A 24,114-nucleotide genomic window follows, 5' to 3' on the forward strand; every position below is an offset into this window, starting at 1 on the left:
AAGTACGTAGAAAGTTACCCACCTACTAAAACAAATATAAAGACTTATGTATTTCAACGAGTCTAAAAAACAACAAGCTGCATTAAAATCTTCGTGCTTCTTTTTTAAAGTTTAATCTTGCTGGTACCTATTATTAAAACCATCAAGCACACTCACGGGTTATTTTTCGAGTTTAAAATCAGGCATCCAATTCTTAAAGATATTTTGAATTGTATAAGCTTTCACTTCTTTTTTGGTTAATTGTTTAGCCCATAAAACCCGTTTAGTTGTGTTAGCACCAATACCAGTATTTGCATATTCGGCATAATAGGTTGTTTTTTCTTTATTCGGAAACATTGGGTCGCCGGGCCAAGCATGCCAACCCTCGGCAACAATATGCTTGCCTAAACTACAGCCAATAAACACGGTTTTCGCAAACGGACGCCAAGGCCTACCTAAAAATACTTTTGTGGCGTTTGGCGTGGCAGTTAAATCGCAATCTAAAAACACAAAGCCAAACGTTTGCTCTTTGGTGGTAGACGCCGCCGTGATGTAAGAGTTAGCCAAACTTTTGATAATGCATTTACTAAACACGGCAGTAGCCTCGCCAAAAATAAAATCTGTGGTTCCGGTAATGGTGCAACCTTCAAAATAGTTCTTGCCATCTTTAGAAAGATACAAGGTGTCTTGATTTCCGAGGAAATTACAATTTCTTGCGGCGAATCTATCTGCCTCTACATTTAAAGCTACTGCCTGGCCTACTGGCCCCGCCGTATTTTCGATGGTTAAATTTTCGATGATACAATCGCTTGCCTGAACCAAAACTGTGTACGAGGTATAGGTACTATATTTGGTATTACCTGTAAAATCTGTAGTTGGATGCGGCTTTCCAGAATAATCGCCATTGCTGATGGTGGTGTTTTCTTTACTTTCTCCAATGAGGTGGATATATTTTTTCCACGCTGGGATCACTAATTTTTCGTTGTACGTACCTGCCTTAATACGGATGATTGCTTTAGACTGCATGTGATCGCGAACGGAATTAACCGCAGCTTGTATGGTTTTAAAATTTCCACTACCATCCTGAGCTACTATAATATCTTTAACTTGCTGGCCTCCAAATAAATTAATGGTTAAACCAACAGCAAAAAACAAACAAAGCATTTTAAATTTCATTATCTAAATACTTTTTTAAGGAAGGTATCAATATGGTTTACGGTTTGCGAAAACCAGGGTTGGTAAAGACAGAAAGAGTGTGGCGAATTTTCAAAAGTTACCACCTCTGTATAAACTCCTTTTTTATCCATTTTCTTTGTAAACTCATCACGTCCGGCGTGCATGCGTTCTACCGAACTATTTAAAAACAGAAAAGGAATATTATTTTTATCTGCATAAGTTAATGGCGATGCTTCTTCCCATAAATCTAGCCGTTCGGTTCGCGGATATCCCAACCACTTGGCCGAAGCGTTAATGCTTTCTTTGTTTTGGGTTTCCCAAGCTTCTTCATGCACAAAAGATAACGTTCCATCAATATCAATTACCGTAGCCACATCATTAGCGTATTTGGTATTGCCAAAATTGCCTGAAAGTTTCTGAACATCAGGGGTTAGCCCAACCAAAGCGGCGAGCTGTCCACCAGCAGAAAAACCGAGTATAGCTACCTTTGCTGTATCGATATTAAGTTTCTTTCCGTTTGCTTTTAACCATCGCACTGCGGCTTTTAAATCGTAAACCGCCGCTGGATAAAATGCTTCGGTAGATAAGCGATATTCTACTGTAAAACTAGCATACCCACGCTCAGCTAACTGTTGGGCCAACGGAATATGTTGGCTCCTATCGCCTGAGCGCCATCCACCGCCATGCACAATAAGTATTGCTGGAGTTTTAGCCGCTGGTTTCTTCGGCAAAAACGCATCTATTTTGAGTGGACGATTTCCTGCATCAGCGTAAGTTAGGTTTCTTTTTTCGATAACTTTTGGCGAAGACTTCTCCTTTACCAATTCGATATTAGGGTACTGCTTAACCGTTTTCTTAAAATCTTGCAAACTAGAATAGCTGGTATCTCGTACGCCTGTTTTCCAAAGGTACTGTTGAGCTTTTAGGCTAACTACGGAAATGCTAAGAAGAAAAATAAAGGCTGCTTTTTTCAAAAGATACATTTGGTTCATCATTGCTTATACTAATTCGGATATAGCACTACCTAACTAGTAGTTAAGCTAGCACTTAATCTAAGTGAATATAGTGCATTATCCGTTAGTTATTGCCAATTACTACAGCTGAAATTATGCAATCGTTGCCGTAATACAGATGTACAGAAAGGTTTTTGAATTGAGTATTCATTTAACCGCCTCGTAACCTAAAGCTATAGCAAAAATGTTAATCAAATTAGCCCCTTTTTAAATGCGGCTTAAATGTATGCGTGTTTACCGTGGCCTTTAACTCATGCAAAATGTTATACAAACCAAAATTTGTACGGTTAATGTAGATGAAATGTTTAACCCCACGGGCTTGTTTAAACTCTGGCATTTTGGCAATTTTTTCGCCATAACTATAAAGTGACTCAAAAAAATCGTTCTGGCTAAAATCAAATGTTGGGGTTACGTAGGGTTTTGCAAAAAGCGAAATCATTTCTTTATAGGCCTTATAGTAAAATTCGATTTGAGCCGGCGTATCATTCGGCAAAATCATTTCCAACTGACGAAAGGCTTTGATGGTTTCTTCCTTGTTTTCGAATAAATCTGTAGAAGTTAAGCTGAAAAACGGTTCGTAAAAATCATCGGGCATTTCTTTGATACAACCAAAATCTATAGCTCCCAATTTTTCATCGCTGGTAATTAAAAAATTGCCCGGATGCGGATCTGCATGCACCTTACGCAACTCATGTTGCTGGAAATTGTAGAAATCCCAAAGTGCCTGACCTATTTTATTTTTCAGCGCTTGCGAAGGATTAGTGGCCAAAAACTCTTTCAAATGTAGCCCTTCTATCCAATCCATGGTGATGATTCTATTACTAGAAAGTGCCGGATAATACGTAGGGAATACCACATTATTTAGGTTCTTGCAGGCCTCGGCAAATTCGATAGAGCTACGCACTTCGCGTTCGTAATCGGTTTCTTCCAACAGGCGTTCTTCTACCTCTTTAATGTAAATGTTCAACTCTTTTTCGCTCATGCCCAACAAACGAAAAGCAAAAGGTTTTATCAGTTTTAGATCAGAAGAAATACTATCGCCAACTCCAGGGTATTGAATTTTTACCGCCAGTTTTTTACCATTCAGTTCTGCCTCGTGAACCTGGCCAATAGATGCAGCGTGGGTAGATTTGATGTTAAACTTATCATAAATCTTATCGGGAGTTTTACCGAAACTTTTGGTAAAAGTGCGCACAATGAGTGGCCCAGATAAAGGTGGTGCATTGTATTGCGACTGCGTAAATTTATTTACATAAGCTCTTGGCAAAATATTTTTGTCCATGCTTAACATTTGCGCAACTTTTAAGGCAGAGCCTTTCAATTCGCTCAAAGAGCTGTAGATATCTGCCGCATTATCTTCATTCAATTCATCACGGCTTAGCGCAGGATTGAAGATTTTTTTAGAATAGTGTTTAATATAATTTCCGCCAATCTGTAAGCCTGTTTTCACAAATTTAGCAGAACGCTCTACCTTGGTGGTAGGCATGGTTTCTTGTGCTTTCATCATAGTTAAAAACCCATTTTCTCTTTTAATTTTCCGTTTTGCGAAAGGAATTTTCCATATTCAAAAAGGTTGTCTATTGGCGAACGCTGAAACAGATCGAAAGTAACCTGTAGGCCACGCTCAATAGCTTCATCGGTTTTTTCAAAGCCAGTGCTATCATCATCTATCCAAAAGTTAAGGATAAAGGCATACTGCACCCAAAGCGCATCTTTATAACGTTTGGCAAAAAACTTACGGTCGGCCAATTCGCCATTGGCTAAGCCATCACTAATAATTTCTTCGGCAAAATTTTCGAATATGGGTTTAACACCAGATAAAACTGCCGGCGTACCTATTTTTTTCGGCTGCTTTTTTAAGCTGTAGATGACAAAACTTCTTTGGCTTTTTAGCAGCTCTATATAGCTGTAAAAGAAAGACAACATCTTTTCGCGAGAAGAATATTGCTCCCAAAGTTCCTGTTTTTTAATTTCGTCAATAGTTTCTACGGTTAGCTCAAACCAAATGTTTTTTTCTATGCTATCAAAAGAAGCATAAAAAGTATAAAATTCGGCCTCGGTAATTTTTAATTTCTTAACAAAACTATAAACTGATTTAGGTTGCTCGTTATTTGTTAGAACATAATCGATATAACCTTTTTTGATTTGTGCCTGCGTTGCCATTTTCTTTTATTTTAAAAACGTAAAAAAAGTAGTATTGGTTTGTGCAACCACTCAAATTTAAGACTTTATTTATCACGGTTTTGCAATAAAAATTGTGTAGAATTATTCTATTTATTAAATATCCAAAATCCAAATCTCGAATAACCAATTATCAATATTCAAATCTCAAATAACCAATTATCAACACCAAATAATACAAAAACTTAACCTTAACCACGCCGTTAGTTAACCTTGTCTTAATCTACAGCCTTTAAATTTGGCCATGATTAGGAGAGAATTTTTAAAAACGGGTGCATTATCTGCTCTCGGTGTTTCATTGTTAAGCGCTACCAAGCCATTAGAACAATTACTCGTTTCAAACAAAAACCTTGTTGGAGAAGCCAAAAACATTATATTTTTAGTTAGCGATGGTATGAGTAGCAGCACACTTACCATGGCCAATCTAGTTTCGCAGCGCATGAACGGCAAGGAAAGCAAGTGGATTTCGCTTTATCGCGACCGCAGCATAACCCGATCTCTTATGGATACCGCTTCTGCCAACAGCATGGTTACCGACTCTGCTGCTTCGAGCTCTGCTTGGGGCGGAGGCAAAAGGGTAAATAACGGTTCGCTTAATGTAAATGCAGATGGATCTTTTAACACACCTATTTTACAAAAATTTAAGCATGCTGGTAAAAAAGTAGGATGCGTTACCACCGTTCCAATTACCCACGCTACGCCAGCTGGTTTTTGCATTGCCAATAAATCTAGAAACAAGCAAGAAGAAATTGCACTGCAGTACCTACCCTTAAAGTTTGATGTAATGATGGGTGGTGGAGACAAATATTTTAATCCAGCTAAAAGGGCTGATAAGAAAAATGTTTACACGCAGTTTACCGAGGCTGGATATCATTTGGTAAAAAACAAATCAGAATTAGCTGCTTTTAAGGGAAATAAGCCTTTATTAGGTATTTTTGCAGCAGACGCACTGCCTTATACCGTAGATTATACACACGATAAGGAGCTTCAAAACCAAGTGCCCACGCTAGCCGAGATGACAGAAAATGCTATAGCGCTAATGAAAGAACACCCAGAAGGTTTTGTACTGCAAGTTGAAGGGGGAAAAGTGGACTGGGCGGCACACTCCAACGACTCTCCAGGTCTGCTATTTGACCAGCTTGAGTTTGATTTGGCCGTAGAAAAAGCGATGAATTTTGCCGAAAAAGACAAAAATACGCTTGTAATTATTACTACAGACCACGGCAATGGCAACCCAGCTATCTTTGGAGAAGATGATGTAGATCAAAAATTTGATTTGCTACAAAAATTTAGACATAGTAACGATTGGGTACTTAACCGTATACAAAACAGCATGCCGCCAAGCCAATTGATTGAACTTATCAATGATGCGCAAGGATATACCATTTCAAATATGCAAGCAAAAAATCTATTGTCGCATTACGAAAAACTAGATGGCGGAGGATTATATAATGTAAGAAAGTTACCTTTTGAGCTATTTGGAAAAATACAGGCCGAGTATACCGCTATACACTGGGCATCTATGGAGCACTCTTCAGACTATGTGGAGCTAGCCGCTTACGGCCCAGGAAGCGAGCTGATAAACCCGGTGTTACGAAATACAGAACTGCATCAAATTATGTTAAAGGCTGCTGGCATATCTGCTTAGGCCTAAACTCAGCAAATCAAACAAAAAGAGACGATACTAAAAGCAAAAATTTGATTTTCAATAGATCAAAAAGCCCTGTTTCAATCCTTATATTGAAATAGGGCTAAATTTAAACGCTCCGCTTTATTTTATATGTAATAAACTCAGGTTATTTAACAATAACTATTTTTTTGCCAACAGTCTGCCCATTAACGGATCTGAAGTTGACTCCCTTCCAGTCTCCACACGGCCCGCATATTGCTGAGAGAAGGTTTCGTCTCCTTCAATCTCAATTGTAAAATCATACCATCCTCCACTCTGCTGGCTAGGTAAAATTAACTGCTGATTGCTTCCTTTTTTTAAAGATATTACCTGCCTAGCTGCACCGTAAGCATTATCGGTAACCAGCACCTTCATGTTCCTATCTGCCAACAGATTTACCGCCATATTACCCGAAACCTTTTTATAGTTTAAGCGTTCGGCATCAACTTTTACAACGAGGCCCGAAGCCTTTTTTGTCCCTTTAAAGCATCTAAAAAACCCATTTGCACCATAACAATCTAACTGGTAGTAGTTACCTATAAAACTTGCAATTGGCCATTGATAGCTAAGCTTATCACCTGGGATAACACAAAAATTCCATTGGTTCATTTCAACAGCGGGGCCATTATTTTTAACCATGAAACTGCCTGGTGCGTAAACCTGAAATACACCTGCTGCACTTTTACCGCCAAACAAGGTTTTACCCGCCGCAAATTGCATTTCCAGTATTCCGTTTTTAAGCTCAAATAAATTTACCTCATGCTCGTATGGTAATGCGTTTGATGGCTTTACACCCGGCTCTTGCGCTGGACATAGCTTTTCTACACGTCCATTTTTCTTGGCCTCATTTATCTGCTGTTGTGTAACTGCGTTAAAATTACCTGGCAACGGCTTATAGCGGGCGGCATAAATACGTTCAATAAACTTATTACGCTCAAGGCTTTCTAGGTTTACGGGCTTACTATCTGCCGTTCTAAATATAGAGGTAAGATCTCCGCAAGCATGTCTACGCCAATCGCTAATGTTGGTCTCTTTGATAACCTTACCGGTTTTGGCAGCAATAAAATGTTCCAAAAACTGCAGGCAAGATGTATGATCAAATACCTGTGAATTGACATAGCCACCTTTAGACCAAGGCGAAGCTACAATCATTGGCACCCTAAAACCAAGCCCAATAGGACTGTCGCTACCTTCTTGTTGAGGTTTTTTAGGATCTAAGCCCGAAAATTCTGTAGTGGTGTGTATCCCTTCAGATACTTTTCCGGTATGTGGCCTATTGGTATGTGGTGGTACAAACGGCGATTGATGGTCAAAATAGCCATCGCTTTCGTCGTAGGTAAGTATAAAGATCGTTTTTTTCCATACCTCTTCGTTCTTTGTCAAAATATCTAATACTTCAGAAATATACCAAGCGCCATGCCACGGAGACCCTGGATGATCTGAAAAGCGACAGGGAGCTACCAACCAAGAAACCGTAGGCAGTTGCCCTTGTGCTACATCTTTTCTAAACTGATACAGTACATCGCCCTTAGGCACGGTCATTTCTCTATCGGTGCCGTCATCGTTATACGATATACTTTCTACTTGATGATAATCTGGATCGGCAGTATTGGTAACAAAAGCTTTGGCATGGATACTTTTTTCAAAATCAGTTAACTCGCTAAAGCCTTTTTCATGATATACTTTAGTGGCTGCCGTTACTTTTTCAAGCAAAGCCTTTTTTCACTAAGCTTTTTATCTTCCTCTACAGTTTTAGGAGATTTGGCTTCCAAATGTTGTATTTCGGAAGGCAACAACGCTGCTTGCTTATTCAAATAGGCTACATGGGCCGGATGATAGCGAACGTTGTACTGCTTAAAAAACTCCAAGCTGTTATCGGTAAAATTGGCCAGCCAATCTTCTTCTTCGTTTTTAAAGCCCACGGGCACACTTAGCTCGTTTTGATACACTCTCCAAGAAACACCTGCCTCTTCTAAGCGCTCAGGATAAGTTTTCCACCCTACGTTTTTGTAATCTATTTGCCCGTTAAAAACATGAGGAGTAGAGTTTTCGTCGTGAGGGTTTTCCTTTATTGCCCCCGACCAAAAAGCAGTACGATTTGGGCTGGTGCCGGTTAAAGTAGAACAAAAATGTTGATCACAAATGGTAAAGGCATCCGCTAGTGCGTAATAAAACGGGATGTCTTTTCTATCGAAATAGCCCATGGTTAAAGGCATTTGCGCATACGCTCTACCCGCCTTTTTGGCTTCTAACCAAGTGTCCATCTTTCCGTTATTCCTAGCCGCCACCATGTCTGTCCACGAATGTGGAAGCGAGCCCATCCAAGTAATTTTAGAGTTGTTGATATCTAACCTAAAAGGAGTAAACGTTTGCCCAGCTTTGTTGGTTTGGAACCATAACGGATTGCCATTGGTTTGCTTAAGTACCCTCGGATCATTAAACCCCTTACGCCCTTTAACGTACCGAAGGCATGATCAAAAGATCTGTTTTCTTGCATCAGAAACACCACATGCTCGGCATCTTTATAGGTACTGCCTGGTGCGGCTTCTATAGACATTGCCTTTAGTAACGACGGAGGAACCACGTTGGCCATGGTAGCCATCCCCGCAAACAGGCTTGTTTTCTTCAGAAAATCTCTCCTAGAATTCATGATATTTTACGATTATAAAAAAACGGGACCACTTTTTAATATGGTCCCGCAATATTAAACTATTTATTTGATCCACCAAGTTGCTTGGTTAATAAGATCGTTATTTGCGCCAAACTGGCTGGTAATAGCCTTAGTTACATTTGCTGCATTATTGTTGTACTCTGATTGCGGGTAAATCCATCGATAAGGTACTTCTACTCCAGTTTGCCTACGGTAAGTAGGGTAACCTGTACGCAAGTGATTAAATAGTGAAGTCCAACCGTTTTGAAAATAGGTTTGGAAATACCGCTGGGTAGTAATTAACTCTATTTTTTGTGCCGTACTTATTGCATTATCAAAGTTATTAAGAGGCTTGCCGAGGTAGGTCACGGCAGCCGCCTCGTTCACGTAAGTAGATAAACTGGCCACATTGCTCTCGTAAAACTTAAAGTTAGCTTTTACACTACTTTCGTATAACGCTTTTGCATCAGCGGTAATCCAACCTCGCACCGCACCCTCTGCTAAAATCATTTGTTGCTCTGCATAACCTATTAAAACCTTTGGTTCGTTCACAGGATCAGAATGATAACGTTCGTGCACCTTTGATACCCTTCCTAGTACCGCCTTATCATTGGTTTCTGCGTAAGGTGCCGCCGGGTCTCCTCCCTCATAAGAAGTAAAGTCTGAAATCGGCTTGCCCGCTTCCTTTCCTAACCTTGTTTGCGTACAGAATAAAAATAGACGTGGATCTTCCCTTTCCTTCAATCGTTCTACAAAAGTCATGTCCATGTACATTCCAGACCCAAAACTACTTGAGTTAAATTCTGGGTACCTGTTGCCCTGTTGGTTTAAGAAAACTAATTTGGCGCTTTCATCTTTTGCAAAAAGCAATTCATTAGCATAGATGTTTGCAAACTTTGCCACAATATCAAGGTCGGTCTCAGTGGTTCTTTTAGATAAGCTCATCAGTACTTTTAAACGCAATGCATTTACCGCCTTGCGCCAGCTCTGTACCGATCCGTTAAAAATAATATCCCCTTGGATAATTGTATTTTGAGCTTTAAGGATGTCGTTTGCTTCGCTTAATTCGACAAGAATACCTTTAAAAACATCCTTTTGGGCATCGTAAGCTGGTGTAAACAATTTATCACTCTCGCCCTTTAAAGCTTGGCTATAAGGAATATCACCAAAGGTAAGGGTCATGTGATAAAAATAATGGGCCCTAAAAAACTTTGCCAGCGCAGTATAGGCAGGTAAATTAAGCTTTGCGGCTTCCTCGGCCATCTTGGTAACCACACGTAAGTTATTAAACCCATCAAAATTAGAGCGGTTCCATTTATAGTATTGTTCTAGGTTCTCGCCATCGCTCTGCACCAGCATTTTGTTGGCATACAAAGGACCTGTACCACCAAACTCCTGAAAAGCTGTCCATTCTACTTTGGTAAGTAACAATTGGGGATGAGTTTCTTGAGGCCTATTTGGATCGATATTTAACGCTTCTAGGTCTTTTTTGCATGAAACGGCTAGAAGACAAGCAGCCAGCAAACCTATATTGATTAACTTTTTCATTTTTTCGTTGTAAATAATTAGAACTTGAGATTAATTGAACAGCCGATATATCTAGCCGATGGATCTTGTAGATCGCTATCCGTACCAAAATCTGGATCTAGGTAAGGCATTTTCTTCCACATCGCCAAGTTGTATCCGTAAAGACTTACATCTAGAGCTTTTATCTTATTCATTTTTATCACTTTGGTAATGTCATACCCAATAGATACCCTGCGCAGTTTTACAAAAGAACGATCAAAAGTGTTGGCAAACTTTTCGCTTTCGGCTTCGGTAACCCTAGCTCTGTAAGGATACTGTTGAGCCCAAGTTTGCCAGCTTACAGCTTTGGTATTGGCAGCATAGGTACGGGTATCAGAAATAGTAACGCCATTAACGTCGCGAACCAAAGTACCGCCGGTAACTACCACACCTGTTGGCACATATACCGGTTTACCAGCAGCGTATTCGGCATCACGATATTCTGTAGATAGCGGATGTTTACCTCCCCACCACATTTTTTCGATTGTGGTAGAGTTCATTATACCGCCCACAGCACCGTCGATATCAATGTTTACCACAAAATCTTTGATCTTAAATTTGTTTTGGAAACCAAATCTCCAACTTGGATCTAGGTTTCCTACTTTTCTTTGGAAAGGATCTCTGATCGGAAGCCCACTATTGGCATCCAAGATCAATTGACCATCAGCACTTTTTTCCCAAACCGTACTAAAATAACTATCGGCCCTGTCTCCTACCATTAAGTTCCCAAATTTGAGATTGTTGTTGTAAATCTCTTTGAGTTTACGGATAGACGATGACCAGTTTACATTAAAATCCCAAGCAAAATTACGGTTGGAGATAGGCTTTGCACCCAATACAATTTCGTATCCGTTGGTTTCATATTTGTTGCCGTTAACCTTTCTTGTAGCAAACCCAGAGGCCTGCGAAACATTGAGGTCTATGATTTGGTTCTCATCAATGATGTTATAGTAGGTAAAATCTAAACTTATCTTATTTTTAAACAAGCCCGATGAAAGCCCCAGCTCGTAAGAAGTAGATTTTTCTGGCTCAATTAGCGGATTTACTAAATTACCATTATACCCAACCGAAGGCGTGCTGCCGTAAGTTACATCTTTGGTGTAAACAGATTGGATACTGTATGGCGACAAATCATTAGAAACTTGAGCCCACGACGCATTCAATTTAACAAAATCCAAAGCCTTTGGCATCTTGATATACTCAGACAAGATGGTACTAACGGATGCCGACGGGTAGAAATAAGAGTTAGAACTCGATGGTAAAGTAGACGGCCAGTCGTTTCGGGCAGTAAAGTTTAGGTACACCGCACGAAATAAATCTAAGTTTGCAGAACCGTAAATACTCTGAATTTCTTTTTGTTCTAAATTGTTACTTGCCGCTACGGGCCCCTGTGTATTGTTTAGGCTGTACACAAATGGCACAATGATACCATCTGTACTTTGGTACTGTTGCCTGTAACTTCTGGCAAACTTAGATGCACCCGCATTAATGGTAAAGGCCAAATTGTTATTTAACTCTTTGGTGTAGGTAGAAAGAAAATCTGCATCAAAGTTAGTTTGGTTCGAGTTCCAGTTCTTATAATCTCCGTTTCTCGAATCGCCATAGTTCATGTACGACTTAGGGCTTTGCATATCTTCAAAAAGACTGGTATTTCTTAGGTTTCCCCTTGCTTGCAACGTTAGTCCCGGCGTAACTGTCCAAGCTAAACGCATTAAACCATCTACGGTATTTTTGTTATGTACTTGGTTAAGCTCGTAGGCTGCAAAATACGGATTGTTATACCAAGCATAGTTATAGTTGGCCTGCCTGTAACCTTCGGCTCCTGGCACATACATGTGCTCTTTCAAATCTTTGCCGTTCACATCGTCTCCCATCCAAATTAAAATGGTGTACATGTGGTTTTTAGGCCCATAACCATATCTTGGGAAATTTGGAGAATAAACTTTGTTGTAAGATAAACTAGCCTCGGCCACTAAGTTTTTGGTCAGGTTATAATTCCCACTAAAATTTAATCCGCCAGTGGTTAGCGAGGTGTTAGGCACCTGTCCTTTTTGGTGCGCATATTTGCCCGAAAAATAAAGTTGGGCTTTCTCGCCCTTATAGGCCATAGATAAGTGGTTATCAGTAACAATCCCTGTGCTTAAAAATTCGCCCAAGTTATCGTGACGTACCCAATCGGTAGGTACCCTTTCGTACCTTGCCTTATCATTGTAAATGGTTCCACTTACATCTCCCCACCAAGGAATAACAGCCCCAGTCTGTTTATCTCTTATAGGGCTGTTCCATTGCCTCACTTTAACACCAGTACCAAACTTAGGTCCCCAAATCATATCACCGTCCGAGATACCACCATCGGCACCATCCCAAAACTCGTATTTGCCTTGCGATCCGTTACCGTACTCGGTTTGCGTTTCTGGGAAAACCGTGAAGCCTGCAGTAACCATGTTATTTGTACCTGCGTTGATTTCCAGACCATCGGCCTTTGCTCTTTTCGTGGTAATGATAATGGCACCATTTTTTCCCCTAGAGCCATAAAGCGCCGAAGCGGTTACGCCTTTCAAGATGTTGATATTCTCGATATCCGTAGAAGAAACATCATAAAGGTTACTTTCTACAGGAATACCATCTATTACCAATAATGGTGTTTTTCCCCTAAGGGTAATTTGTGGGCTTTGGAATATCCCAGTGGGATTGTTTACACTTAAACCCGCAACCTGACCGCTGAGGGCGTTACCAAGGTTCATGGTTTTGGACTTATCCAACACCTCTGTGTTTACCTCTTGTGTAGCATATCCTAATTTTCTTTTTTGTTGTTTAATACCGATGGCGGTAACTACTACCTCATTTAGGTTAGATGCTTCCATTTGAAGTACGATTTCAAAAACGGTCTTTGTACCTACCGATACTTCCTGAGTCTTGAAACCAACCAAAGAAAACACCAATATATCTGATGATTGTACCTTGAGGTTAAACTTTCCATCTCCGTTAGAAGATATCCCTCTTTTGGTTCCCTTTACTGTAATGCTAACGCCAGGCAGGGGCTGTCCGCCGGCATCTTTAATTGTACCTGAAATTGACATTTCCTGAACTGCTTTTGAGAGCGGCAGGTGTCGGTTTACAGCCGCTGCTTCAGCTACGTTTCCCATTAATGGGATAAACAGCAACATGGCGCTGCCGAGTGCTTTTCTAAACTTCATGATGATTTTTGGTTTTACAAAACGAACGCTATCGTTATAATTTCATGCAATTTTAGACCAACGATATGAAGCTGAAGCAAAATTTAGGTTAATAAATCGCCATTAAATGCATGATTGAATATTACCAAAATATTAAGCTACTAGCAATGGCCCTGGCGCTAAATACAAACAAAGTATAAGCACAAAAAAAACAAATGAAGTTCTATTCTTGAAGCAACTCTAAAACAAGGAGAGCATACGCCTTAACATTTCACTAACTTTAATTATAGAAAAAAAACAATCTAATTTAACCACCAATTTATTTTACGCCCTATTATCGATTTTCATTTTTCCACACTGCATTCATTTACAATGAAAAAAAGCTAAAACTTTAGTATCAATAACAAAGAAAAAACACCGCAGCAAAACATGATTAAATGATTTAGGCTACCATCCTACGAGTGATGCTTTGTGCAAAGCATGTAAGCTGTTAGGGATTGAGGCACTGACCAGTTGATTGTTAGTGAAAATGGATATTACAGCATGGCAGAAGAGGGTACAACGTAGCCAGCATTGTAATAAATGCGCCAAATTGTGCGCAAAAATATGATACAAATAGCTATCATATAACTAAGCTCAGTTTCATATCTCTTACCAATAAACCAGCGACTAAAAGGCCTAGAACGCAAAAAAGCCCACATTGCTGTGAGCTTTTGCCTTGTAGCGGGGAGCAGGATCGAACTGCCGACCTCAGGGTTATGAATCCTGCGCTCTAACCATCTGAGCTACCCCGCCGAATTTTTAGAGCTGCAAATATAGGATTTAATCCAATAAACAAGAAAAATATTTTAAATCCTTTCTACAGCTATTCTTAACTCTTTATGCTAGTGATAATTAATTGTGTACTGGTTATAAATTTGATTGATTTGTTAATTGTTGCAAAGCTTAAATCTGTAAGTGCTAAGATAAAAAACACTTATTTTCTAAAACTTTGCATTTATAAAAGAAAATACTTTTCTTTAGAAAAATATAGTCAGTTTAAAATAGAAGTAAGGATGTCAGAAAAGAAGAAATTTACATTAGAATATGCCATAAGGTCGTCGCCACGTATATTATACAGTTTTTTGAACGAGCCTAACGGCTTGTCGCAATGGTTTGCAGACGATGTAACCTTTAGAGATCAAACCTATACTTTTACGTGGGATGGTGAAGTACAAAAAGCAAAACTAATTAGCGCCAAAGAAAATAAGCTAGTTAAATTTAGATGGGTTGATGACGAGCCTTATTGCTACTTTGAAATGGAGATTGTACAAGACGAACTTACCAACGATGTAGCACTGGCCATTACCGACTTTGCTACCGACGAAACTTTACAAGAAAGAAAGCAGATTTGGGACAACCAAATTACTTACCTATTAAGCGTTTTAGGTGCATAAACACCAAGTTGCTTTAGCCGTTAAATTTGTGCATACGGCAGTAACACGGTTATTTGCTATTAAAGCCAAAACTTTTAGGTGCATTTTTTTCTGTAAACATTTCATTAAAAAACTTCAGACTAGCCAAATTATAAGCATCCAATTTCTGCAAAAAACGTCTATCTTTGCATAATTGAAAAAGATCCATTTACTGCTAATCAAAGCATTTATTAGGCCTTTTGCCGTCACATTTTTTATTGTGATGTTTATTTTGTTGATGTTCTTTTTGTTTAAGTACGTTGATGATTTAATAGGGAAAGGTTTCGAATGGTATGTCATTGCAGAATTGATGATGTACGCATCGGCTTCTAACGTGGCCATGGCTTTGCCTTTGGCTATTTTGTTATCGTCCATCATGACCTTTGGTAACCTTGGCGAAAACTATGAACTGGTTGCCATCAAATCTGCGGGCGTTTCTTTGCGTAAAGCCATGCAGCCTTTGTTGGTCCTCATTGTAGGCTTGGCCGTAGCCTCCTTTTTCTTCTCAGATTATATGCTGCCCAAAGCAAACCTTAAATATGGGTCGTTGCTGTGGGATGTCCGCAATAAAAAGTTATCCTTTTTAATTAAACCAGGCGTGTTTAACAACAGCATTCCGGGCTATTCTATGCGTGTAGAGCGTAAAGGCGAAGGTGCAATAGATTCGCTTTATGGGATCATGATTTACGACCATAGCAGCGGTAATGGTATTCCACAAATCATTATGGCAGAAAAGGGCAAAATGTCCAAAACTTCCGATGGTAATTATATGGTTTTAAACTTGGTTAATGGTGTTCGCTATCAAGAAGCGGGCTCAAATAATGGAGCTTATAACCCACGCCAAACGCTAACCAGAATGCGCTTTAAACAAACTGAAGTAAAGTTTGATTTCAGTAGTTTTAAAGACATGACCCGCACGCAGGAGCAAAATTTTAAGAACAATGCTCCCATGCTTAACCGTAAAGAACTTTTACAAAGAAGAGACTCGCTAAGCAAAGGTTTGGATAGCATTGGAAAAGCACTACAAACTAATGCACAATATTATTTTAAACAGAGCACTATTGTAAAAGGCTATAGTAAAATTAATGCTCCAGTAAAAACTATCAAGGGCAGCGTAATTGATTTTATCCCAAAAGACCAAAAAGTACAGGCTTTGCAAGGTGCTTTTGATCAAATTGATGCTTTGAAACAGACGATTAAAGGCCAGCTGCCAGATTACGAATTTAGGAGTAAAGAAGTATTAAAGGCAAAAATCGAATACCAGCGTAAGTATACGTTGGCAGTTTCTTGTTTGTTGCTCTTTTTTATTGGCGCACCCTTAGGAGCCATTATTAGAAAGGGAGGCTTGGGCTTGCCAGTTGTAATTGCCGTTATTTTCTTCCTTTTCTATCATATTATTTCTACAGTAGCAGAAAAATCAGCTAAAGAAGGTTCGCTAGATCCGGTTGTTGGCATGTGGATGGCGGTAATTATCCTTACCCCAGTGGGTGTGTTTTTAACCTATAAAGCTACCGTTGATTCTGCATTATTTGACCTCGATTATTACAAGCAATTGATTGTAGGCTTGTTTAAAAAGGTTTTCAACCGCAAGAAAGTGGTTGAAGTTGAAAAATAACAAAAATCAATCAACCCCCAAAAGGCTTTGTTTCTATTTGTCATCTTAAAAGCTAGTAAAAAACCTGTAGACTAAAGTAATTAGGCAACAAATACAACTTGCTGTGCTATTCTTGTATCTTGCAATCGCTCAAAACCAAAACTTTAGGCGCACAACAGAACTTGCTGCACACCGCAACTACTTTGCTAACAAATAAGTTCTAGACCAAGCCTTAATAGCCAGCTACAAAAACAACCTTCATCATTATTTGTTATCTTAACTTATAAATCCATTTATGAAGCGTTGGCTCAAAATATCTTTGAAAATTATTGGTGCATTAATGGTATTGTTTGTCTTATTTTGGGCGGCAGCAGCTTACTACATCAGCAAAAACAACAAAGCCATTTTGGGCAAAATACTTAATCAGGTAAATACCCAAATAAATGGAAAACTAAGCGTTTCGCACATGGAAACCACTTTATTAAAAGGCTTCCCTGGCATCTCGGTTTCTTTAAAAAATGTGTCGTTAAGAGATAGCTTGTGGAGCCAACACCAAAAGGAATTATTGTATGCAAAAGATGTCGGTGTTTCTTTAAATGCACTTTCCTTACTTATTGGCACCGTCAATATTCGTAAAGTAGCCATCAACAACGCCAATATTTACCTATACACCGACTCTACAGGTTACACCAACACCAGTATGTTTCGTGCAAAAAACGAGAAGAAGGCTGCCGAAAACGATGACAACTCAAGCGACTTACAGATAAGGATTATCGACCTAAACAAAGTTGATTTAGTAATTGACAATCAAAAGCGCTTTAAACTTTTCAGCTTTTATGTAGATGAATTAAAAGGAAAAATCAATTATCCATTTGGTAGATGGGATGGCAGTTTTAAGCTTAAAACGCAAATTAGAAGTTTTGCTTTCAACACCAGAAAAGGCAGTTTTTTGAAAAACAAAACCATTCAGGGCCACATGACAGCCCATTATGATAATGAAGCTGAAGTGATCATCATAGATCAAAAACCAATTAAAATAGGCGACGATACTTTCAGCATTGGCGCCAATATCAATATAGCCCAAAACCAATCTGCTTTTTCTATCGCCATCAAAGCCAATCAAATTTTGTACAACAACGTTGCGCAATTATTGGCGCCAAACATCTCAGAAAAGCTTTTCAAATTTGGTATAGAAAAACCCATAGATGTTACTGCAAGTATTATTGATAACGACGAAAAAACCAGTACCGACCCACTCATTAACGTGAAGATGACAGTACAAAACAACAACATATCCATCCCCTCTGGAGAATTAACAAACTGTTCTTTTACCGGTTATTTCTCTAATCAAGATACCACCAGCAAACCCATTGGCGATGCCAACTCTATCATCAGATTTTATGGACTGAAAGCCAACTACTATAATGCACCTATAAAAATCGACACATTTACAGTAGCTAACCTAGAAAAACCTTTTGCTCAGGGCTTGGTAACTTCCAAATTCGATTTGCAAAAACTGAACAGCTCGTTTAACGACGAAACGTTCAGATTTGGAAAGGGCACAGCCGATTTGCGGTTATTTTGCAAGGCAGATATTGATAATTTTCTATTTACCAAACCCGTAGTTTACGGAAAAGTAACTGTTAAAAATGCTGATATCACTTATCTTCCTCGTAACCTCAAACTAACAAACAGTTCATTAGATCTGCATTTTAACCAAAAAGATCTAAACATTACCAATAGCAGGCTTCAATTAGGAAAGAGCATATTTAACATGAATTGCACCATAGCAAACTTCTTAAACTTCTATTATACCGATCCGCAAAAAATAGAGGCGAAAGTAAACTTAAGCAGCCCAAACCTAAACCTAAGCGAGTTTATACCATTTTTAAGCCCAAGGCAGGCAAAGCGCAAAACAAGCTCAAGTAAAAACGCAATTAGAGAAGCCTCTGAACAATTGAGTGCTGCGTTAGAAGCCTCGAAAGTTCATTTGCAACTGAATGTTAAACATGCTGTTTATGATAAGTTCGTGGCTAAAAATCTGGATGCAAATGTTTCTTTAGTTGGCAATGGCATTTACTTTAACAAAATTAAAGTGCAACACGCTGGTGGCTATGTTAATTTTAGCGGCAAGGTAGAGCAAATGGGTGCTATCAACAAAATGCAGGTAAATGCAAATATTGCAAAGGTTAGTGTGGCAGAATTTTTCTACGCCTTTCAAAATTTCGGGCAGCAATCTGTTACTAGCAAAAACCTAAAAGGATTTCTTTCGGCAAAGGTAAATGCCTCTGGCAATATCACATCCAAAGGCAATATGGTGCCAAAATCCATGTTTGGCAGCGTTAATTTTACGCTAGACAAAGCTGCTCTAGTTGGTTTTGAGCCTTTAGAGAAAATAGGAAAGTTCGTTTTCAGAAGTCGGAATTTATCTAATGTACAATTAGAGCAGCTCAACGGCTTGCTCACTCTACGCGGCGAAAAAGTAGATATTAGTCCAATGAAGGTAAATTCTACGGCACTTAACTTCGATGTAAAAGGCGTTTATGGTTTCAATAGTGGCACCAATATCGCGTTGGATATTCCTTTGAGAGATCCTAAAAAAAGTGCTGATATTATAGACAAAGAAGAGCGGGAATTGGCTAGGATGAAAGGCATTGTTCTACACCTAAAGGCGGTTGATGAAGATGGCGAAATTAAAATTAGATGGAATAAAAAGAAAGACAGGTTATAAACCAAAGTGTATAGCGACTTACGAAGTTTTAAAAAACTTCGCAAGTCTTGCACTAAACCATTATTTAAACATTCTTTTCTTCCGAATTGAAATACCTGTAAATAAAACCCGCCAAAATAGCACCCACTATAGGCACAACAACAAACAACCAAAGTTGTGCTAAAGCCCAATCGCCAACAAACAATGCCTGACTAATACTTCTAGCCGGATTTACCGAAGTGTTAGTTACCGGAATACTAATTAAATGAATTAAGGTTAAGGCCAAACCAATGGCTATTCCGGCAAAACCCTTGGGTGCTTTTTCGCTAGTTGCACCCAAAATTACCAGCAAAAACATTAAAGTCATTACAAACTCTGTAAGTATGGCTGCTCCCATGCTGTATTTACCGGGCGAGTGTTCTGCAAAACCGTTTGCCGCAAAGTCTCCAATTTGGCTACCGTTGCCCGTTACAATAAAATAAAGTACGGTTGCCGCCAAAGTGGCGCCCGCTACTTGCGAAATCACATAAGGAGCAATATCTTTTGCACTTATTCTGCCGCCGGCCCACAAACCAAAGGTTACCGCCGGATTAAGGTGCGCTCCAGAAATATGCCCAAAAGAATAGGCAATGGTTAAAACCGTTAAACCAAATGCTAGAGAAACACCTAATAAACCAATGCCAACCCCCGGAAAACCAGCAGCCAACACGGCACTGCCACAGCCGCCCAAAACGAGCCAAAATGTTCCAATAAATTCTGCTAAATACTTTTTCATGATAGATGTTTTTGTTGATAAACCCTAGACGAGCAGCCCACTTCATAAAGCGCCGCAAGCCTATCTAACAGCAAAATAGAAACAAAAACATATATAAAGCAGCATTGCGAGATATTCCTAACTCCTTAATGTTGTGTCAATTACAACTTAATTGAATACAACACAATGACATTAAGAAAACTATATTGCGTGAGATAGAAATTTTCACAGCATAACATATCAATTAAACTTACCTAAATTGAGAGAACCTCACTAAACTTTTAATGTATTAAGCTGTACTAAATCTGGCAACTCTAAAAATCCAGCGGCCCCAACCTTTTCATATTTCGCATAATAAGGTATTGCCTATGTTTAATGTAGCGTGTGGCTTTATTGGGGTTCCACCGTAGCGGATTAGGAAAGCAAGCCGCAATTAACGCAGCTTCAGCTCTTTTCATTTTTCTACAAGAATGGCCGTAATAATATTGCGAAGCAGCTTCTGCTCCATAAATGCCATCCCCCATCTCAATTACATTTAGGTAAACTTCCAAAATGCGTTCTTTGCTCCACAATAGTTCTATTAACAAAGTAAAATAAGCTTCAAAACCCTTTCTAACGTAAGAACGGCCGGGCCATAAAAACACATTTTTAGCCGTTTGTTGCGAAATAGTACTACCCCCAATTACCTTTTTCTTCTTTTTTTAAGATTACTCTCATAAGCTTTCTCAATGGCTTTGATATCAAAACCCATGTGTTTAAGAAAAAGCTGGTCTTCTGCCGATACCGCCGCCCGCTTCATGTTGTCAGAAATTTCCTCGAACTTAACCCACTCCTTTTTAATTTTTGCCGGTTTGCCATCGGCTTTACGTTCCCAGTTACGCTGCACCATTAAAAAGGTAATTGGCGGATTAATGAACCGATACGCCAACACCCAAATTAAAGAGAAAATAAAAAACCACAAGAGCACTTTGCCCACAGCTATAGCAATGCGTTTAAATAAAGACTTTTTCGTTTTTAATTTGGTTGATTGACGGGCCATTACCACAAAGGTAGGATTTTTGGCCTCTATTTTATTATTTGAAAAGCAGGTGCAATGCTACTATCCAACTTCAGCCCCGCCAAACGCTTTACTACGGGGCAAACACATAGGTTTGCCCCTACGTGCTCGCTTATGTCGGGTTTAAAATGCACGTGCTGTGCACAGGTTTAAGTTCTCTAAACCCGATTGCAGTGCAAATACTTTTTGTTTTTATGGCGGTCATCCTGAACGCTAGTGAAGGATCTGTTAGGTTAAAGTAGTTTAGAAGTAGATTTGTCACATGCGTTCGAAATGACGATTGTCGGAATAACAAAAAGATTGCAACGTAAAGCGGGACAGCAATTGCCAAGCATTACTGGCAAACATTTTCCAAAATCGTAATTCATAAATCTAAAATCGTAAATTTGAAGATGCTAAAAAAAGAACGTTACCAGCATTTTGTAGCACATTTCTCTGCAAAGCAGCCTCATGCCGAAACAGAACTGCACTATAACAATCCGTACCAATTATTGGTTGCCGTAATTCTGTCTGCACAATGTACCGATAAGCGCATTAACCAAGTAACGCCAGCACTTTTTGAACGTTTCCCTAATGCAAAAGCCTTGGCAGAAACCACACCAGATATTGTGTTCGACTACATTAGAAGCGTAAGTTACCCTAACAACAAGGCCAAACATTTGGTGGGTATGGCCAATATGTTACTCAACAATTTTAATAACGAAGTACCATCTGATGTAAATTTGCTGCAAAAAATGCCCGGTGTAGGCCGCAAAACGGCTAATGTAATTGCCTCGGTAGTTTATGATGCTCCCGCAATGGCAGTAGATACACACGTATTTAGAGTTGCCAACCGTTTAGGACTAACCAAAGGAAAAACTCCGCTGGCAGTTGAAAAAGATTTGGTTAAAAACTTACCAGAGCACACTATTGCCGTTGCGCACCATTGGTTAATTTTACATGGTAGATATATCTGTGTGGCTCGCAGTCCAAAATGCGAAAAATGTGAACTAACTTATTTTTGCCAATATTATGAAAAGCAGCAAAAAGCTAAAAACGTGAGCAAAACTTAAATAAACAAAAATTAATTCTAAAAAAATTTGCAAAAAACAAAAACATTTCAATATGTTTGCTAAAATTATTAGTTAAACATAATTTAGATAGTTGCCGAAACATATTGTTATATTTATCATCAGAATTTAAAAGACATGAACCCGAATACAGAAAAATTAAAAGCGTTACAGCTTACTTTAGATAAACTTGAAAAATCTTACGGCAAAGGCTCTATCATGAAACTTGGCGACCAAGCTGTAGAAAGTATGGATGTAATTTCTACAGGCTCTATTAGCTTAGATATTGCTTTAGGCGTAGGCGGCGTACCAAAAGGACGTGTAATTGAAATTTACGGCCCCGAATCTTCTGGTAAAACTACCTTGGCAACACACATTATTGCCGAAGCACAGAAAAAAGGCGGTATTGCTGCAATTATTGATGCTGAGCACGCTTTTGATAAATTTTATGCTAAAAAACTAGGTGTAGATACCGATAATCTATTGATTTCGCAGCCAGATAATGGCGAGCAGGCTTTAGAGATTGCAGATAACTTGATCCGTTCTGGTGCTATTGATGTAATTGTGATTGACTCGGTTGCGGCCTTGGTACCTAAAGCAGAAATTGAAGGCGAAATGGGTGATAGCAGAATGGGTTTACAAGCTCGTTTGATGAGCCAGGCTTTACGTAAGTTAACGGGCACTATTGCTAAAACAGGTTGTTGCTGTATTTTTATTAACCAATTACGTGAAAAAATTGGGGTAATGTTTGGTAACCCAGAAACTACAACAGGTGGTAATGCACTGAAGTTTTATGCTTCGGTACGTTTAGATATCCGTAGAACTTCGCAAATTAAAGATTCTGATGAGGTATCTGGTAACCGTGTTAAGGTAAAAATTGTAAAAAACAAAGTTGCCCCCCTTTCCGTTTAGCAGAGTTTGACATTATGTTTGGCGAAGGAATTTCTAAAGTTGGAGAAATTATAGATCTAGGGGTTGATTTTGGTATCGTTAAAAAAGCGGGATCTTGGTTCTCTTACGGCGACACCAAACTGGGGCAAGGTAGAGATGCAGTTAAACAATTATTGTTAGACAACCCTGAATTAGCAGAAGAAATTGAAACTCGTATTAGAGAAGAAGTAACTGGCGAGCAATTAGAAGAACAATAGCATAATATTTGTAAGGGCAAAAGATTTTTTGCCCTTACAAATATTATCCATTGTCAATAAAACTCAAATTAGCATTTACATATTGCGCTTTTTTAACCTGTTCTTTCATTTTCTTGAAAGTTTCTGCTGGGCCACTAGTAGCAAAAAGGTTTACCAACCAAACCGGAATAGTTCCTCCTGGATCTACCTCTAAAGTATAGTCTATTTGCACCAAATTATTTTTAGTTGGCGTTAAAACCCATTTACCAACAGAATGGCTTACCCTAACTATAGAAGGTTTAACGGGTAAATAATTGGCCTCTGTAGGCCCATTAATGGTAACTACTTTAGTTTGTGGGTCTTGGCTTACTGTTAAATGAGCAATAAAATCTCTATTGCTTATTGGCCACGGAATATCAACTTCCGAATAATAATACAGCTCTGAGGGAGAAACTTTTTTTAGCAAGAAACTTGATTTTGTACCGTAAACCCACTCCTCTCCAGTATTAACATCCATAATTAAAGCTACTATTTGAGAAAGCTTTGCTGGCAACGTGCACTTTACCCTGATGCCCTTTAAGCCAGAAGAAGAAACCGTTTTTGTGTAAATGTTCAATCCGCTCTTGGCGCTTTTCAAAGTCCAATCGGCCTGGCCATACGATGCTTTATAAAGAAAGAAAAGCATCAAACACAACAGATACTTTTTATACATCGTACAAAAATAAGCTTATTTAAAACTAGATGCTTTAGGCGTTGCAGCAGCGGGCATTTTCTCTTTCACAAAAGAAGAATCTAATCTCACAATGGTATACGCTGCTACCACTGCGCCAACTAACAACAATACCAAGCCCAGGTAATTTTTCTTTTTATCTTGTCTAATTACCCAAATTAAAAATGCGATTAAAGGTATCGCCAACAAGGCAAAAAAGATAAAACTATTCGTTTGCATAATCTACTAA

At 39.0% G+C, this 24,114-nt stretch carries 17 protein-coding genes, 1 tRNA gene and 2 pseudogenes; 6 read left to right on the forward strand and 14 right to left on the reverse strand.

Translation table 11 applies throughout. The features are described from left to right. Nucleotides 1-159: 159 nt before the first annotated feature. The 4 genes from OVA16_RS01130 to OVA16_RS01145 all read right to left on the reverse strand — a co-directional run bounded on the left by OVA16_RS01130 (nucleotide 160) and on the right by OVA16_RS01145 (nucleotide 4,331). Nucleotides 160-1,155 (reverse strand): pectinesterase family protein, encoded by a 996-nt coding sequence (locus OVA16_RS01130; RefSeq protein WP_267763090.1) that lies wholly within the window; start codon nucleotides 1,153-1,155, stop codon nucleotides 160-162. Beyond that, complete coding sequence (locus tag OVA16_RS01135) at nucleotides 1,155-2,150, reverse strand: alpha/beta hydrolase (RefSeq protein ID WP_267763091.1); 996 nt, start codon at nucleotides 2,148-2,150, stop codon at nucleotides 1,155-1,157. Before OVA16_RS01135 ends, OVA16_RS01130 begins: the two co-directional genes overlap by 1 nt. 214 nt (nucleotides 2,151-2,364) lie before the next feature. Then, nucleotides 2,365-3,675, reverse strand: a complete 1,311-nt coding sequence (locus OVA16_RS01140) for an ABC1 kinase family protein (RefSeq protein ID WP_267763092.1) — start codon at nucleotides 3,673-3,675, stop codon at nucleotides 2,365-2,367. A gap of 2 nt (nucleotides 3,676-3,677) precedes the next feature. Next, nucleotides 3,678-4,331 carry a TetR family transcriptional regulator C-terminal domain-containing protein gene (locus OVA16_RS01145; protein WP_267763093.1) on the reverse strand — a complete coding sequence of 218 codons (654 nt, stop codon included), beginning with the start codon at nucleotides 4,329-4,331 and terminating at the stop codon, nucleotides 3,678-3,680. Nucleotides 4,332-4,593: 262 nt separating this feature from the next. Here OVA16_RS01145 and OVA16_RS01150 point away from each other — a divergent pair, with 262 nt between their 5' ends. Continuing rightward, the gene (locus OVA16_RS01150) at nucleotides 4,594-5,997 is read left to right on the forward strand and encodes an alkaline phosphatase (RefSeq protein ID WP_267763094.1); all 1,404 of its coding nucleotides are present in this window, start codon (nucleotides 4,594-4,596) and stop codon (nucleotides 5,995-5,997) included. A gap of 162 nt (nucleotides 5,998-6,159) precedes the next feature. Here OVA16_RS01150 and OVA16_RS01155 read toward each other — a convergent pair whose 3' ends face one another. The 5 genes and pseudogenes from OVA16_RS01155 to OVA16_RS01180 all read right to left on the reverse strand — a co-directional run bounded on the left by OVA16_RS01155 (nucleotide 6,160) and on the right by OVA16_RS01180 (nucleotide 14,205). Continuing rightward, a complete protein-coding gene (locus tag OVA16_RS01155; RefSeq protein WP_267763095.1) occupies nucleotides 6,160-7,731 on the reverse strand; it encodes an alkaline phosphatase family protein in 1,572 nt (523 codons plus the stop codon). Further along, nucleotides 7,716-8,668: pseudogene (locus tag OVA16_RS01160) on the reverse strand (alkaline phosphatase family protein). The gene OVA16_RS01155 and the pseudogene OVA16_RS01160 overlap by 16 nt, the downstream one beginning before the upstream one ends. 63 nt (nucleotides 8,669-8,731) lie before the next feature. Next, nucleotides 8,732-10,216 carry a SusD/RagB family nutrient-binding outer membrane lipoprotein gene (locus tag OVA16_RS01170; protein ID WP_267763096.1) on the reverse strand — a complete coding sequence of 495 codons (1,485 nt, stop codon included), beginning with the start codon at nucleotides 10,214-10,216 and terminating at the stop codon, nucleotides 8,732-8,734. A 17-nt stretch (nucleotides 10,217-10,233) separates the two neighbouring features. Continuing rightward, on the reverse strand, nucleotides 10,234-13,431 hold the full coding sequence (locus tag OVA16_RS01175) for a SusC/RagA family TonB-linked outer membrane protein (protein ID WP_267763097.1): 3,198 nt from the start codon (nucleotides 13,429-13,431) through the stop codon (nucleotides 10,234-10,236). Nucleotides 13,432-14,131: 700 nt separating this feature from the next. Next, nucleotides 14,132-14,205, reverse strand: a tRNA-Met gene (locus tag OVA16_RS01180). 260 nt (nucleotides 14,206-14,465) lie between these two features. Between OVA16_RS01180 and OVA16_RS01185 the strand changes: the two genes are divergently transcribed. From OVA16_RS01185 to OVA16_RS01195, 3 genes are all read left to right on the forward strand, one after another. Then, nucleotides 14,466-14,846, forward strand: coding sequence for an START-like domain-containing protein (locus OVA16_RS01185; RefSeq protein ID WP_267765319.1), 381 nt, complete (start codon nucleotides 14,466-14,468; stop codon nucleotides 14,844-14,846). 172 nt (nucleotides 14,847-15,018) lie between these two features. After that, nucleotides 15,019-16,479 carry an LptF/LptG family permease gene (locus OVA16_RS01190; protein ID WP_267763098.1) on the forward strand — a complete coding sequence of 487 codons (1,461 nt, stop codon included), beginning with the start codon at nucleotides 15,019-15,021 and terminating at the stop codon, nucleotides 16,477-16,479. 274 nt (nucleotides 16,480-16,753) lie between these two features. Further along, nucleotides 16,754-19,189, forward strand: a complete 2,436-nt coding sequence (locus tag OVA16_RS01195) for an AsmA family protein (protein WP_267763099.1) — start codon at nucleotides 16,754-16,756, stop codon at nucleotides 19,187-19,189. A 64-nt stretch (nucleotides 19,190-19,253) separates the two neighbouring features. Here OVA16_RS01195 and aqpZ read toward each other — a convergent pair whose 3' ends face one another. The 3 genes from aqpZ to OVA16_RS19970 form a co-directional block, all read right to left on the reverse strand. After that, nucleotides 19,254-19,946 carry an aquaporin Z gene (gene aqpZ, locus OVA16_RS01200; RefSeq protein ID WP_267765321.1) on the reverse strand — a complete coding sequence of 231 codons (693 nt, stop codon included), beginning with the start codon at nucleotides 19,944-19,946 and terminating at the stop codon, nucleotides 19,254-19,256. A 290-nt stretch (nucleotides 19,947-20,236) separates the two neighbouring features. Further along, nucleotides 20,237-20,566, reverse strand: a complete 330-nt coding sequence (locus OVA16_RS19965) for a transglycosylase domain-containing protein (RefSeq protein WP_324288467.1) — start codon at nucleotides 20,564-20,566, stop codon at nucleotides 20,237-20,239. Between the two features lie 38 nt (nucleotides 20,567-20,604). Then, a complete protein-coding gene (locus OVA16_RS19970; protein ID WP_324288468.1) occupies nucleotides 20,605-20,961 on the reverse strand; it encodes a transglycosylase domain-containing protein in 357 nt (118 codons plus the stop codon). Between the two features lie 410 nt (nucleotides 20,962-21,371). Between OVA16_RS19970 and nth the strand changes: the two genes are divergently transcribed. Both nth and recA read left to right on the forward strand, forming a co-directional pair. Continuing rightward, a complete protein-coding gene (gene nth / locus OVA16_RS01210; RefSeq protein WP_267763100.1) occupies nucleotides 21,372-22,031 on the forward strand; it encodes an endonuclease III in 660 nt (219 codons plus the stop codon). A gap of 135 nt (nucleotides 22,032-22,166) precedes the next feature. Beyond that, nucleotides 22,167-23,176 (forward strand): annotated as a pseudogene (recA, locus tag OVA16_RS01215) (recombinase RecA). Between the two features lie 43 nt (nucleotides 23,177-23,219). Here the strand turns inward: recA and OVA16_RS01225 are convergent. Both OVA16_RS01225 and OVA16_RS01230 read right to left on the reverse strand, forming a co-directional pair. Next, nucleotides 23,220-23,867, reverse strand: coding sequence for an START domain-containing protein (locus tag OVA16_RS01225; RefSeq protein ID WP_267763102.1), 648 nt, complete (start codon nucleotides 23,865-23,867; stop codon nucleotides 23,220-23,222). A gap of 15 nt (nucleotides 23,868-23,882) precedes the next feature. Next, nucleotides 23,883-24,104: a hypothetical protein gene (locus OVA16_RS01230; RefSeq protein ID WP_267763103.1), complete on the reverse strand. Its 222-nt coding sequence runs from the start codon at nucleotides 24,102-24,104 to the stop codon at nucleotides 23,883-23,885. Between the last annotated feature and the right edge of the window lie 10 nt (nucleotides 24,105-24,114).

It is taken from the genome of Pedobacter sp. SL55, assembly GCF_026625705.1.
In the GTDB taxonomy this organism is placed as follows: domain Bacteria; phylum Bacteroidota; class Bacteroidia; order Sphingobacteriales; family Sphingobacteriaceae; genus Pedobacter.

Excerpts from the sequence above, each read along its gene's own strand:
- OVA16_RS01130 (WP_267763090.1), bottom strand. The coding sequence starts at position 1,155 with ATGAAATTTAAAATGCTTTGTTTGTTTTTTGCTGTTGGTTTAACCATT.
- OVA16_RS01135 (WP_267763091.1), bottom strand. The coding sequence starts at position 2,150 with ATGATGAACCAAATGTATCTTTTGAAAAAAGCAGCCTTTATTTTTCTT.
- OVA16_RS01140 (WP_267763092.1), bottom strand. The coding sequence starts at position 3,675 with ATGATGAAAGCACAAGAAACCATGCCTACCACCAAGGTAGAGCGTTCT.
- OVA16_RS01145 (WP_267763093.1), bottom strand. The coding sequence starts at position 4,331 with ATGGCAACGCAGGCACAAATCAAAAAAGGTTATATCGATTATGTTCTA.
- OVA16_RS01150 (WP_267763094.1), top strand. The coding sequence starts at position 4,594 with ATGATTAGGAGAGAATTTTTAAAAACGGGTGCATTATCTGCTCTCGGT.
- OVA16_RS01170 (WP_267763096.1), bottom strand. The coding sequence starts at position 10,216 with ATGAAAAAGTTAATCAATATAGGTTTGCTGGCTGCTTGTCTTCTAGCC.
- OVA16_RS01175 (WP_267763097.1), bottom strand. The coding sequence starts at position 13,431 with ATGAAGTTTAGAAAAGCACTCGGCAGCGCCATGTTGCTGTTTATCCCA.
- OVA16_RS01185 (WP_267765319.1), top strand. The coding sequence starts at position 14,466 with ATGTCAGAAAAGAAGAAATTTACATTAGAATATGCCATAAGGTCGTCG.
- OVA16_RS01195 (WP_267763099.1), top strand. The coding sequence starts at position 16,754 with ATGAAGCGTTGGCTCAAAATATCTTTGAAAATTATTGGTGCATTAATG.
- OVA16_RS19970 (WP_324288468.1), bottom strand. The coding sequence starts at position 20,961 with ATGGCCCGTCAATCAACCAAATTAAAAACGAAAAAGTCTTTATTTAAA.
- nth (WP_267763100.1), top strand. The coding sequence starts at position 21,372 with ATGCTAAAAAAAGAACGTTACCAGCATTTTGTAGCACATTTCTCTGCA.
- OVA16_RS01225 (WP_267763102.1), bottom strand. The coding sequence starts at position 23,867 with ATGTATAAAAAGTATCTGTTGTGTTTGATGCTTTTCTTTCTTTATAAA.
- OVA16_RS01230 (WP_267763103.1), bottom strand. The coding sequence starts at position 24,104 with ATGCAAACGAATAGTTTTATCTTTTTTGCCTTGTTGGCGATACCTTTA.